At 31.4% G+C, this 13,730-nt stretch carries 14 protein-coding genes and 1 tRNA gene; 7 read left to right on the top strand and 8 right to left on the bottom strand.

The window, feature by feature from the left end; all coding sequences use genetic code 11:
• Positions 1-34: 34 nt before the first annotated feature.
• The 6 genes from CBR30_00615 (at position 35) to CBR30_00590 (ending at position 6,707) form a co-directional block, all read left to right on the top strand.
• Entirely contained in the window at positions 35-808 is a 774-nt protein-coding gene (locus tag CBR30_00615; protein PMQ02538.1) for a DNA-binding response regulator, read from the top strand.
• Positions 780-2,492 (top strand): two-component sensor histidine kinase, encoded by a 1,713-nt coding sequence (locus tag CBR30_00610; protein PMQ02194.1) that lies wholly within the window; start codon positions 780-782, stop codon positions 2,490-2,492. Before CBR30_00615 ends, CBR30_00610 begins: the two co-directional genes overlap by 29 nt.
• Before the next feature lie 156 nt (positions 2,493-2,648).
• Complete coding sequence (gene nifV / locus CBR30_00605) at positions 2,649-3,791, top strand: homocitrate synthase (protein ID PMQ02193.1); 1,143 nt, start codon at positions 2,649-2,651, stop codon at positions 3,789-3,791.
• Positions 3,792-3,797: 6 nt separating this feature from the next.
• Positions 3,798-5,054, top strand: a complete 1,257-nt coding sequence (locus tag CBR30_00600; GenBank protein PMQ02192.1) for a 3-isopropylmalate dehydratase large subunit — start codon at positions 3,798-3,800, stop codon at positions 5,052-5,054.
• Positions 5,055-5,064: 10 nt separating this feature from the next.
• Positions 5,065-5,568 carry a 3-isopropylmalate dehydratase gene (locus tag CBR30_00595; GenBank protein ID PMQ02191.1) on the top strand — a complete coding sequence of 168 codons (504 nt, stop codon included), beginning with the start codon at positions 5,065-5,067 and terminating at the stop codon, positions 5,566-5,568.
• The gene (locus CBR30_00590; protein ID PMQ02190.1) at positions 5,565-6,707 is read left to right on the top strand and encodes an alcohol dehydrogenase; all 1,143 of its coding nucleotides are present in this window, start codon (positions 5,565-5,567) and stop codon (positions 6,705-6,707) included. The genes CBR30_00595 and CBR30_00590 overlap by 4 nt, the downstream gene beginning before the upstream one ends.
• 2 nt (positions 6,708-6,709) lie before the next feature.
• Here CBR30_00590 and CBR30_00585 read toward each other — a convergent pair whose 3' ends face one another.
• From CBR30_00585 to CBR30_00555, 7 genes are all read right to left on the bottom strand, one after another.
• Complete coding sequence (locus CBR30_00585) at positions 6,710-7,381, bottom strand: glucose-1-phosphate thymidylyltransferase (GenBank protein PMQ02189.1); 672 nt, start codon at positions 7,379-7,381, stop codon at positions 6,710-6,712.
• A gap of 15 nt (positions 7,382-7,396) precedes the next feature.
• A complete protein-coding gene (locus CBR30_00580) occupies positions 7,397-8,266 on the bottom strand; it encodes a 5,10-methylenetetrahydrofolate reductase (GenBank protein ID PMQ02188.1) in 870 nt (289 codons plus the stop codon).
• Positions 8,263-8,862, bottom strand: a complete 600-nt coding sequence (locus tag CBR30_00575; GenBank protein ID PMQ02187.1) for a hypothetical protein — start codon at positions 8,860-8,862, stop codon at positions 8,263-8,265. The genes CBR30_00580 and CBR30_00575 overlap by 4 nt, the downstream gene beginning before the upstream one ends.
• A complete protein-coding gene (locus CBR30_00570) occupies positions 8,846-9,694 on the bottom strand; it encodes a bifunctional protein FolD (GenBank protein PMQ02186.1) in 849 nt (282 codons plus the stop codon). The genes CBR30_00575 and CBR30_00570 overlap by 17 nt, the downstream gene beginning before the upstream one ends.
• A 12-nt stretch (positions 9,695-9,706) precedes the next feature.
• A complete protein-coding gene (locus CBR30_00565; protein ID PMQ02185.1) occupies positions 9,707-11,344 on the bottom strand; it encodes a formate--tetrahydrofolate ligase in 1,638 nt (545 codons plus the stop codon).
• Positions 11,341-11,832, bottom strand: coding sequence for a YfcE family phosphodiesterase (locus CBR30_00560; protein PMQ02184.1), 492 nt, complete (start codon positions 11,830-11,832; stop codon positions 11,341-11,343). Before CBR30_00560 ends, CBR30_00565 begins: the two co-directional genes overlap by 4 nt.
• A 36-nt stretch (positions 11,833-11,868) precedes the next feature.
• Positions 11,869-11,958: transfer RNA gene (locus tag CBR30_00555), tRNA-Ser, on the bottom strand.
• Positions 11,959-12,024: 66 nt separating this feature from the next.
• Between CBR30_00555 and CBR30_00550 the strand changes: the two genes are divergently transcribed.
• Entirely contained in the window at positions 12,025-12,816 is a 792-nt protein-coding gene (locus CBR30_00550; GenBank protein ID PMQ02183.1) for an AP endonuclease, read from the top strand.
• Here CBR30_00550 and argF read toward each other — a convergent pair.
• On the bottom strand, positions 12,797-13,729 hold the full coding sequence (gene argF, locus CBR30_00545) for an ornithine carbamoyltransferase (GenBank protein ID PMQ02182.1): 933 nt from the start codon (positions 13,727-13,729) through the stop codon (positions 12,797-12,799). The two genes, CBR30_00550 and argF, sit on opposite strands and share 20 nt — an antisense overlap.
• Position 13,730 lies beyond the last annotated feature (1 nt).

Below are 13,730 nucleotides of genomic sequence, written 5' to 3'. Positions count from 1 at the left end.
GAAAGTAAATGTTAATTATGTGGGGGTGATATATATAGTAAATGTCCTTATTGTGGAGGACGAAGAAATAACCAGAGAGGGGCTCAAAAAGTTTATAAACTGGCAAAAATTCAACTGCAAATTAATTGGTACAGCAGAAGATGCTTTCGAAGGTTTGTATTTAATAGAAAAGTTTAAACCCGAAATAATAATAACAGATATTGTAATGTCTGGAATAAGCGGATTAGAAATGATAAGACGAATAAAAAATAAAAATCAAAAGAGTAAGATTATAATTATTACTGCCTATAGAAACTTAAGTTATGCACAAGAAGCGGTAAAACTTGGAGCATTTAGATTATTATTCAAACCTATAAAAATTGAAGAGTTAGAAGAAAGTATTAAAGAGGCATTAGAAGATATGGATATGGAATTATATTTAAAAGAGGAAGAATTCTATGAATTTATTATAAACCAGTTGAAAGCAGTAACTCATAGAGATAATTTTAGTTTTTTGATTAGAAAAATAATTGAATATATAGTACAAAATTATAATAAAAATTTAACTCTTAATGATTTATCAGAGCAGTTTTTTATAAGTTATTGGCATTTGTCGAAACTTATAAAGAAAGAGCTTAATATTAATTTTAACCAACTTCTTAATATGGTAAGGATTGAAAAGGCTAAAATCTTTTTGAGAATGCCAAGGTATAAAATTAGTGAGATAGCGGAATTGGTAGGATATAACGATGTAACTTATTTTTGCAAAGTATTTAAAAAACTAACCGGAAAAAGTCCTTATGAATATCGCAATGAAAAGGTTATATAATAAACTATCATTAAGAAAAAAACTCATTATTATCTTCATTATAATTCTGATTACCCCTTCTTTTATCTTTTTCTATATTAATTCTATTACAGTAGATATCTTAAAGAGCAAACTACTTGATGCTTACCAAACCAATTTAAAATTAATTAGTTTTTATATCGAAAATAAAATAGAAGATCTTTATAGGTTCACTCAAGAAATTCTTTATAATAATTTTCTATATGGAGCCAATAAAGATATTATGAAAATATCTGATAAAAATGAAATTGCCTTTTACGATTTTAGAGGAAAAATAGAGGATTTTTTAAATTCTGTCCTTTTTTCAAGAAATGACGTAACTTCTTTGGCTTTTATGTTTTCTTCCAAGAAATTCCTTTTTTATGTCTCCCGCTCTTCACAACTATTTCCAGAATATTTAGTAAAAACCCTGTATTCAAAAAGCATAAACCTTAAAGGAGAACCTTTGATTTATGTGGATTTTTCACCTAATAATGAAGCGGATATTTATATATCAAGGATAGTATATGACAGAAATACTTTAAAAGAAATAGGATTACTAATAGTAAAGCTAAATCCTTACATAATCTTTGAAAGTGTAAAATTCATGAATGAGTTAAATGCAAAAGATGTAATTTTTGTGAGTAACAATAGAGTTATATACTCATTAAATAATAAAGAATTAATTGGGAAAAGAGTAATAAATGATAATTTAAAAGGGGTTATATATCTTACGACTGATGTAAATAATATAAACTGGAGTATATACTTATCTATTTATGAAAAGAATATTTTAGAAAAAGTTTCTCCCATTAGTAGATTTTTGTTTTTACTGTTTTTTGTTATCATATTAATTCTCTTTCTTGTAATTAATTTTCTTTATAGAGATATCATGATGCCGATAAATAAGCTAATAGAAGCCATGAAAAAAGTAGAAAATGGAGATCTAAATGTAAAATTAGAATCCATAAGGAATGATGAATTGGGTTTTTTAATAAACTCCTTTAACAATACCATATTGAAAATAAAAAATCTTATTGATTCTGTATACAAGGCTCAATTATTAGCTAAAGATTCTCAGATTAAAGCTCTACAGTCAAAAATGAATCCACATTTTATTTTTAATACTTTAGAAATGATTAGTTGGAAGGCAAGATTTTTAGGAGCAGAAGAGGTAACAGAAATGATTGATGCCTTCTCTAATATTCTTGAGGCTCACATGAATAAACAAGATAGATTCTTAATAGATCTTAAGGAAGAATTGAAATATTTAGATAGTTATATTTATTTAATGTCCAAGAGAGTTAAAAGAATAACATATAAAAAGTACATAGATAAAGATTTATTAAACTATAAAATACCAATTCTTACTCTTCAGCCTATAGTGGAAAATGTATTTAAACATGCCTTTAAATCCAAAAATTCAAATAACGAAAATATATTAATAGTCAAAGGATTTAAAGAAGGTAATGATTTAATTATATCAATTGAAGATAATGGAAAAGGCATGGAAGAGGAAGAATTATTATTAATACGAGAGTCCCTTAATAATGAGAGCGATAATAAAGGATTATCAAATGTACATAAGAGAATAAAACTACTTTTCGGAGAAAACTATGGTCTAAATATAGATAGTAACATTGGTAAAGGCACTATAATTACCATAAAGCTACCTCTTATAAAATAGTAATTCATCATTTATTAAACTTTAAAACTCACAATTGTTATGATATAATACCCCTGTAAAAATTAAAATAATGTTTTGAAAATTGGCGAAGGTGCTTTGGTTAAAAACAAAGCACCTTTTTCTTTTTATAAATAAACATAAAAGGAGGAATTAAAGATGGATAAGAGTAGCATAAAAATAGTGGATACTACTTTAAGAGATGGAGAGCAGACAGCTGGTGTGGTTTTTTCAAAAACAGAGAAAGTACAAATTGCAAAAATGTTAGATGAAATTGGGGTACATCAAATTGAGGCAGGAATACCAGTTATGGGAGGAGATGAGGAGGAGGCTATTAAAGCTATTGTAAAAGCCGGATTAAAAGCAAGTATTATGGGTTGGAATAGAGCCGTAATTAGTGATATTGAAGCATCACTAAGATGTGGCGTGGATGCAGTAGCTATCTCTATTTCCACATCTGATATACACATAAAATATAAATTAAAAAAGACGAGAGAATGGGTATTAGAAAGTATGGTTAAAGCTTGTGAATTTGCAAAAAAACATGGTGTATACGTATCTGTAAATGCTGAAGATGCATCAAGAACTGACATGGAATTCTTAATAAAATTTGCAAAGGCTGCTAAGGAGGCAGGAGCTGATAGATTAAGATTTTGTGATACTGTGGGTATTTTAGAACCTTTTACTACATACGAAATAATAAAAAAATTGATAGATGAAGTAGGTATACCTATTGAGATGCATACTCATAATGATTTTGGAATGGCAACAGCTAATGCTTTAGCTGGAGTCAGAGCAGGAGCAACTTACGTGGGAGTAACTGTAAATGGATTAGGAGAAAGAGCTGGTAATGCAGCATTAGAAGAGGTAGTTATGGCACTTAAGTATATTTATAATGTGGATTTAGATATAAAGACTCACAAATTAAAGGAACTGTGTGAGTATGTAGCAAAAGCATCTGCGAGAGAAATACCTGTAAATAAGGCTATTGTAGGTAAAAATATATTTGCTCATGAATCAGGCATACACGCAGATGGAGTTCTAAAGTATCCAAAAACTTATGAAGTATTTACTCCAGAGGAAGTTGGTGGAGAAAGACAGATAGTAATTGGTAAACATTCAGGGACCCATGCATTGATTAGAAAATTCCAAGAATATGGAATTCAATTAAGTGAAGAAGATGCAACTGAACTTTTAAAATCAGTTAGAGCTCTCGCAGTTGAATTAAAAAGACCACTATTTGATAAGGAATTAATGTATCTATATCAAGATTATATGAAATCAAAAATGGAAAAGGAGTAGTAAATTATGGGAAAGACTATTAGTGAAAAAATTTTTTCAAAACAGTCAGGTAAAGACGTAAAAGCAGGAGATCTTGTTATAGCAACTATATCTGCTATGATGGGGCAAGATGGCACATCCCCACTGGCAATAAAAGTCTTTGAAGAACTTGGTGGAGAAAGGGTAATTAATAATGAAAAAGTTCTTTTGGTATTAGATCATTCCGCACCACCACCAAATGAAGGGGTTGCAAATTTACATAAACTAATGAGAGACTTTGCCTACAAACATAATCTTAATTTATCTGAGATTGGTGAGGGAGTTTGTCATCAAGTTTTTATGGAAAGGGGATTTGCTACTCCAGGAAGTCTGATTATAGGGGCTGATTCCCATACATGTACATATGGAGCATTGAACTGCTTTTCAACTGGTGTAGGATCAAGCGAACTTGCAGCAGCAATGTATACAGGCAAATTGTGGTTTAAGGTTCCAGAATCTGTAAAAATTATTTTAAATGGAAAATTAAAAAAGGGAGTAACAGCAAAAGATGTGATTTTATATCTTGTAGGCTACTTTAAAGTAGATGGATTAACTTATAAGGCTGTAGAATTTGATGGAGAGGTTATAAGAGATTTGTCCATCGATGGAAGAGCTACTATTACAAATATGGTTGTAGAAATGGGAGCAAAGGCTGGGATCATGCCCTTCGATGAGAAAACAATGTACTTCTTTAAAGAAATTGGCTTAGATATTAGGGAAGGAATATCCGCAGACCCAGATGCTACTTATTTAGAAACATATACTTTTGACTTAAGTAATTTGGAACCACAAATTGCTCTTCCCCATCAAGTAGACAATGTATTGCCTATATCAAAAGTAGATAAAATAAAGATTCATGAAGCTTATATTGGAACATGCACTAATGGTAGATTAGAAGATCTAAGGCTTTCTGCTAATTTGTTGAAGGGCAAAAAAATAGCAAAAGGGGTAAAATTTATAGTTGCTCCAGCCTCAAAAAGGATCTATCTTCAAGCATTAAAAGAAGGTCTTATAGAAACTTTTATTAATGCTGGAGCTGTAGTAGTTAATCCTGGCTGTGGTCCTTGTGTTGGAACTCACCAGGGAGTACCTGCAGATAACGAGAATGTAATTTCTACAGCAAATAGGAATTTTAAAGGAAGGATGGGGAATAACAAAGCCTTTATATATTTAGCCTCTCCACTAACTGTAACTGCATCTGCGATTAAAGGTGAAATTACAAATCCGTTGGAAGTTTTAGATTAGGAGGAGAAAGATGAAATTTGAGGGAAAAGCACATAAATTTGGAGACGATATAAATACTGATTATATTATCTCAGGTAAATACAAGTTTAAATCCTTAGATTTTAATGAGATGGCTAAACATTTATTAGAAGATATTTATCCAAATTTTTATGAGAAGATAACACCAGGAGATATTATTGTTGCTGGTAAAAATTTTGGTTGTGGTTCATCCCGTGAGCAAGCACCTTTAGTCATAAAGTATGCTGGAATTAGTGCTGTTCTTGCTAAAAGCTTTGCAAGAATTTTCTTTAGAAACGCCATTAATGTTGGACTTCCTGTAATTGAATGTGATACAGATCAAATTGATGATGGAGATGTTTTAAGTATTGATTTGATTAATGGGGAGATTTATAATAAATCTAAAAATTCTATAATAAAAATTTATTCAAAATTACCAAATATCATGATTGATATTTTACAAGCAGGAGGATTAGTTGAGTATTTAAAGAAAGAAAAAGATTTCAAACTAAAATGAATAATTTTACCTTTTATCTACCTGTAAGAATAAAGTTTGGTGTTGGTCTTTGGGAGACGATTCCTGAGGAGACCATAAAATATGGTAGGAATATACTGATTGTTACAGGAAAAAGACATTTAAAAGAAACAGGAATATTAGATACACTCCTAAAGAAGTTTGAAAATTTTTCAAGTAAGGTTATTGTTTTTGATGAGGTTCCGCCTGAACCTCCTTATAAAGTAGTTGATGAAGGGGGAAAAATTTTAAAAGAAGAGAATATTGAAGTAGTGGTTGGGATTGGTGGGGGAAGCGCTTTAGATTGTGCAAAGGCAATTGCTGTTAAACCTGCCATTGATGGTTCTATTTGGAGTTATATAGGGGCAGATAAAATTCCTAAAAAGGGTTTACCATGTATTTTGGTTCCTACGACTGCCGGCACTGGAAGCGAAGTTACAAGAGTTTCAGTTCTCATAAATCTTGAAACAAAGGAAAAACTCAGTGTAGCAAGTGATTTTCTTTATCCTGATTTGGCAATAGTTGATCCTTATTTGACCCTTTCTCTTCCTCCAAAATATACTGCTTTTTCTGGCATTGATGCCTTTATACATGCCTTGGAATCATATTTATCTATAAATAACAATGTTTTGACAGAGTCTATTTCTCTTAGAGCCATAAAATTGATATATAATTACCTTCCAAGAGTGTACAAACATGGAGAAAGATTAGATCTACGGGAAAAAGTTTTATATGCAAGTACTTTGGCAGGGATATGTCTAACCCAAACAGGGCTTGGTGCAATTCATGCATTAGCCCATCCTATTGGAATATTTGGAAATGTCCCTCACGGTTTATCTACTGCCTTAATTACTTTACCTGTTCTTGATTATAATTTAGATGCTTTACAAAGAGAGAAATTAATGCTTTTGGGAAGATCATTAGGGGTTTACTCGTTGAGGTCGGCAAAGGAGAAAATATTGAAAAAAATAAAAGATTTCTTTGACTCTTTGGATATTAAATTAGGATTAAGAAATTACAATATAAAATTTGAAGATCTACCCCAAATGGCAAAAGAGAGCATGAAATCCCGATCTATAAAAACAAATCCAAAACCCTTAAATGAAGAGATCCTTTTGGAGCTCCTTAAAAGAGCTTGGTAAGATTAATAATTTACAAAATCTAAATTAGGTTTAAATTTTACAATTGTAAATGGAGGAATGTAGCCTCTTACATTAGCATTTGGATAAATGAGAACATTTTTTCCTATTATCGTACCTGGATTTAGAACTGAATTACATCCTGTTTCACTATTATCTCCAATTATTGCACCAAGTTTTCTCATTCCTGTATCATAAACTTTATCATCAATCTTTATTTTAATAGTAGAATCGGGACCTATTTTTAAGTTAGATATTTTTGTACCTGCACCAAGATTCGTATTATGTCCCAATATGCTATCTCCTACATAATTAAAATGAGGTGCCTTTGCCTTTGAAAGCAAAATACTATTCTTAATTTCAGTAGAATGCCCTACCACACAATTGTCGCCAACATAGACATTTCCCCTTATATATGCACCTTGTCTTATTTCACAATTCTTGCCTATATAGGCTGGTCCTTTTATATAAACTCCAGGCTCTACTACGGTACCTTCATCTATAAATACCTCTCCCTCAATAAATACGCCTCCTATAATTTTTCCTCGAATTTCTGGTTTCACATACTTAGAAAGAAAATCTTTTATATTATGTAATGCTTCCCACACATAATTAATGCCATTAAAAAGTTCCAATTCAATTCCTTCCAATTCAAAAAAATCTTTAGGCTCTAACATACTTGTTTCCTCCTTTTACCATCCTAATAATTCCAATACTTCAAGAATATCACTCGGACGGCTTGCCAAGAAATGAATTCCATTCACTAATCCACTCTCTTTCATTTTTAAGCAAAGCTCTGCACAAAACTCTATGCTTCTTTTTCGAATATCCTTTGAATTTTCCAACATCTCTACAATATCAGAAGGAATTTTAATTCCTGGAACTTTACTTATCATGTAATTTAACATTTCACGAGATTTAAAAATGGTAACTCCAGCTAATATTTTGGGCTCCCAATCTTTTATTAAGCTTCTTGTCCTTTCAATTAGTGATAAATCAAAAAAAAGTTGAGTTTGAAAAAATTCTGCTCCTGCCTCATGTTTTTTTCTCATCTTTAAAACTTCTAATTCCAGTGGAGTTAAATTAGGATTGAATACTGCACCAAGAAAAAATTGAGGAATTCCATCTAACTTTTTCCCTGATGAGTCCTCGCCATTTGACAAATTTTTAATAATATTTAGTATATTTGTGGCGTCCACATCAAAAACAGGCTTTGCATCTTTCATTATTCCTGTAGTTGGATAGTCTCCTGTTAAAACTAAAATATTTCTTATACCTAAAACATAAGCACTTAATACTTCTCCTTGTATAGCCAATCTATTTCTATCTCGAGAAGTAATTTGAAAAATTGGTTCTATACCTTCCTTTAATAGTAAATAGCTACCAACTAATGATGTAAGTCTAACCCCTACATTTTGAAAATCCGTAACATTTAAGGCATCTACTTTTCCTTTTAAAAGTAGGCTCCTCTTTATATAGCTATCTACATTTACTCCCCGAGGGGGAGTTACTTCAGCAGTTATAACAAATTTATTGGACAAAACCTTATCTCTAAAATTCATTCTTGAAGAAGAATTACACTAAAATCTTTAGGCGGTATTAGATCTTGAAATGCCCTTTCATTATCCTTTTTAAAGAGAATTACAAAAGGACATAATCTTTTATCATAAACTTCGCAAAAACCATCTTTTGCTCCACCACATGGACCATTCCTCATCTTCTTAGGACATAATTTCTCCATGCATAAATTACCTGTATAGTGAATCCAACATTCACCACAATACACACACAATCTTGCAAAACTTCCTAATTTTTTACCTAACTCCATCTTTAAGGGATCAATGGCAGGTATTATATTACCTTTTATATACGAGGGCAAGACTTGAGGAAGTCCTCCACAGGTAAAGGTTAATATATTTTCAATATTATTAGGAAATTCTTTAGAAAGAATTTCTCTTAAAGAATAAATATTACACATTTCTGGCTCTAAATTTATGATACCTACTCTTTCAAGTCCACAATCCTTTAAAAATTCCTCAATTTTTCTATTTTTTTCTTCTATATCTTCCGTATTGCAACCGCTGCAGCTAAAAACAAATACCTTATTATTTGTTAAAAATTTTTTAATTTCACTACAATTTTTAAATTTCCACTTCATTTTTTACAGCCCTCAAAAGATTTTTTGCCAAAGTCCTAATAGTAATTATACCTATTCCTCCTGGTACTGGCGTTATAGCTTTAACTTTTTTCTTAACATTTTCAAAATTAACGTCTCCAACAATTTTTCCATCTATTATATTCGTTCCTACATCAATTACAATAGCATTTTCATTAACCATATTTTCATCAATAAAATTAGCTTTGCCAACTGCAGAAACTAAAATATCCGCCTGTCTTGTTAATAGTGCTAAATCTTTAGTTTTTGAATGGCAGATAGTAACTGTAGCATTTCTATTCAAAAATAAAAGGGATAAAGGTCTACCAACAGAAATGCTTCTTCCTACTATAACCACGTGCTTCCCTTCAATAGGTATATTATAAAAATCTAATAATTCCAAAACTGCCAGAGGAGTACAAGGGACAAAACTTTTCTCTCCATAGAATAGTCTTCCACAATTTTCGTAAGTTAAACCCTCAATATCTTTTCTACTCGGTAAAAACTTATAAACTTTTTGCTTTTCAAAATACTCGGGAAGAGGTCTTAAAAGTAATATACCATGAATAGAATCATCATTTTTCAGATTTATAAATATTTCTTTGAGTTCTTCTAAGGAAATGCTTTCGTCATAAAACTTCTTTTCGACTTTAATTCCTAATTTTCCAAAGACCTTCTCAATATTATCTGAATAAGCCCTCGACTCTTCATTAACATTTATGCCGATTATTCCAAGCTTAGGATAAATATTTTTCTCTTTAAGATTGCTTACTTCTTTCATAATTTCAGATTCTAAAAATTCTGCTACAGGTTTTCCCTTCAATATCTCCGCCATGATAAAGCCTCCCTATAAAAGTCCTGATATATTTCCGTAATCATCTATTTCTATCTTTTCTGCCAACGGATTTTTAGGAAGTCCTGGCATGGTTAAAATATCTCCAGCATACGCTATTATAAATCCTGCTCCTGAAAGGATTTTAAACCTATTTATAGTAATTTGAAAATTTTCAGGTTTTCCTAATAATTTTGGATTGTCAGATAAGGAATATTGGGTCTTTGCCATGCAAACCGGTAAACCATTATAACTCCATTTATAAATTCTTTCCAAATCATCCTTTGCTTTATCAGTATACAAAACTCCATTTCCTCCATAAACTTTTCTAACAATCTTTTCAATTTTTTCCTCGTAAGGTTCCTCTAAATCATATAGAACTTCAAAATTATTATCATCAAATTCTATAGCTTCTAATACTTCCTTAGCCAATTCTAATCCTCCATTGCTTCCTTTATTGTATACCTCTGATATTGCAAACCTAATATTATGCTCCTTTAAAGTATCAACTAAGACTTTTATTTCACCATCACTATCAAAACTAAACTTGTTTATTGCAACAACAAGGGGCAAATGAAAAACATCCCTTATGATATGCACATGGTGAAGAAGATTAGGAATCCCTTTTATTAAAGCAGAAATATTCTCCTTCTCTAAATCCTTTTTGTTAGCTCCTCCATGAAATTTCAAAGCTCTAAGAGAAGCCACTAAAACTACGCAGGATGGCTTAAGATTTCCTATTCTACTTTTTATATCAAAAAATTTTTCAGCTCCCAAGTCTGCCCCAAATCCAGCCTCTACAACAACATAATCAGCAAGCTTTAATGCCATCTTAGTTGCTATTAGGGAATTTGTTCCGTGAGCAATATTAGCAAAAGGACCTCCATGTACAAAAACAGGAGTTTCCTCTAATGTTTGTACCAAATTTGGAGATAAGGCATCTTTCAACAAAACAGTAAGGGCAGACTCTACCTTCAAGTCTTTACAGTAAACAGGTTCATCATCACAATTAACTCCTATAATGATCTCTCCCAATCTTCTTTTTAAGTCCTTTAAATCTTTAGCTAAGCAAAGGGTAGCCATTATTTCAGATGCAGCGGTAATTTCAAAACCATCTTCTCTTGGAAAACCATTACTTTTTCCTCCAAGTCCAACAACTATGTTTCTTAATTGTCTATCATTCATATCTAAACATCTTTTAATAAAAATTTGTCTTGGATCTATTTTTAAATTATTTCCATGATAAATATGATTATCAATTAATGCGGATAGTAGATTTACAGCGGTGGTTACTGCATGAATATCTCCTGTAAAATGTAAATTTATGTCAATGTCTGGATATAATTTAGCTTTTCCTCCTCCAACAGCTCCTCCTTTAACTCCAAATACAGGACCTAAAGATGGCTCTCTTAAACAAATCATTGCGTTTTTTCCTAATGAGGATAAAGCATCTCCTAATCCAATTGTAGTTGTAGTTTTCCCTTCGCCAAGAGGTGTAGGGTTAATAGCAGAAACTAATATAAGTTTTCCATCCTCTTTTTTATTTAGCTTTTCCAGTAGTCTCCAATGAACTTTTGCGATATACCATCCATATAAAAAATAATCATCCTCTTTAATTCCTAACTTATCTAAAAGATGAGTAATCTTATTCATAATTCAACAATCTCTCCCCAAACTTTATCTTTATCAATATAAAGGTAACCTATTGTATTTTTATCAGTGAAAAACTTATCAGTAGGTGAACCTGGATTAAAAAATAAGATATCATTATCCCATTCTATTAATGGTTTATGAGTATGCCCAAAAACTATAACTCTCACATTGTCATTGATAAATTCTTTTCTTATACGTTCCTTAATACCAAAAGGAGCTCCACCACCATGTATGAGACCAATTTTCACTCCTTCAATCTCAATTACTCTTTTTGGGGGCAATTTTATCTTCACATCTGGATGGTCCATATTTCCATGAACTCCATAAACAGTTGCTATCTTCTCTAAATCAGGCAAAAAAAATAAGTCCTCCCAGTCTCCAGCATGAAGAATATAATCAACACCTTTTAACTTTTCTATAACCTTAGGAGGAAGAGATGGATAGCGGGAAGGAAGATGTGTATCGGAAATAACACCAATCTTTACCATAACTCAACCTCCAGTTTTCCTGCTATTGTTGGTTTATGGCGGGGAGGGTGGGACTCGAACCCACATGGCCATGACGGCCTTACCGGTTTTCAAGACCGGCCCCTTAGCCAGTTCGGACACCTCCCCTTTGCACAATTATTATAACATAGAATATAATTATAAAAAAAGATGTAAGAAGGAGAAATTTATAAAATGCTTTTATCATGTTCTACCGCTGTATTCTTGAATCCTGATAGTCCAGTGTCTGAAAAGATAGAAGATACAAAAAAGGCTATGAGTCACATAACCAGTGAAAATTACGATGGTTTTGAGATTTTTATACCAAGAAATTTCACTGAAGAGGACATTATTAGTGTTTTTGAGGAATCAAAAAAATATAAAGATAAAGCCTTTTCATTACATGCACCTAAAAATATACTTCATAAACCATATAAAGAAATTTTTCCTAATCTTGGAAGGTTAATAAAAAGAGCAGGTGAATATAATATAAAAATCATTGTTCTTCATCCACCATATAGAACAAGTCTATCTTCTTTATTAAGAAGTATATTCTTTATTTTTGATAAAATGGTAGATTATGCTTATAAATATAATGTTACCTTAACCATTGAAAATGTCCCCTATCTACAGTCTCCTCCAGATTTTTATGAGAGTTTGATAAACAGATATTGGTCAAATGTTGGAATTACCTTAGATGTTGAGTACCTCTTCTCTACAGAATTTTCACTTAAAAGATATTCAGACAAAATTTTAAAGTACTTGAAAAATGTTCATATTAGAGATTATGATGGTCAAAGTTTTGATGATGAAGGAAATAGAAAATATTTAAGATTAGGAGAAGGGTTTATAAACTTTTCTGAGATAATTGATAGATTAAGAAAAATAAATTATAGAGGTCCCCTCACTGTGGAGACCTCTTTTAAAAATCCATTGGAAGATCTTAAGTATAGCAGAGAATTTCTGCTTAAATTAATAAAGCCATGATAGCTTTTTGTACATGAAGTCTATTTTCCGCTTGATCAAACACTACTGAATATGCACTATCCATAACCTCATCAGTTATTTCCTCACCTCTATGGGCTGGCAAACAATGCATAACAATTACATCATCTTTTGCTAAGGATAGAAGATTAGAATTCAATTGATAAGGAGGAAAGACACTTAATCTTTTTTCCTTTTCTCCTTCTTGTCCCATACTAACCCATACATCAGTATAAAGTACATCCGCCATTTTTACTGCTATTTTAGGATCTTTTTCTATTGAGATTTTTGCACCAGTTTTCTCTGATATATTAAGAGCTTTATTATATATGTCTGGATTTGGTAAGTAATCATCAGGGCATGAACAAACTAACTCGTAACCTAATATTGCACTCCCTAAAATTAAAGAATGGGCAACATTATTTCCCCCATCCCCTAAATAAACAATCTTAACTTTTTTATCTCCCTTCTTTTCTCTAATAGTAAAGAAATCTCCAAGAATTTGGCATGGATGTTCTAAGTCAGAAAGTCCATTAATTACTGGAATACTCGCAAACTCTGCAAGCTCTATTAAAGTATTATGAGAATAGACCCTTGCCATAATTCCTGAAACATATCTTTCCAAAACCTTTGCAGTATCTTTAATAGTCTCACCTCTTTTTAATTGCATATCCTGTGTATTCAAATATAATGGATATCCTCCTAACTCGTAAACTCCCACCTCAAAAGATATTCTTGTTCTTGTGGATGGTTTTTCAAAAAACAATGCTACAGTCTTTCCCTTTAGATAATTTGATAATTTGTTTCCAGTCATTGACTCAAGTTTTAATTTTTTTGCCAGAAACAAAACTTCCTCAATCTCTTCTCTATTAAAATCGGTTACAGATAAAAAATCTCTTCCTTTCAAACTATTCATA

Source organism: Dictyoglomus sp. NZ13-RE01 (genome assembly GCA_002878375.1).
Lineage (GTDB): Bacteria > Dictyoglomota > Dictyoglomia > Dictyoglomales > Dictyoglomaceae > NZ13-RE01.
This window is presented reverse-complemented; position numbering and strand designations above follow the sequence as displayed.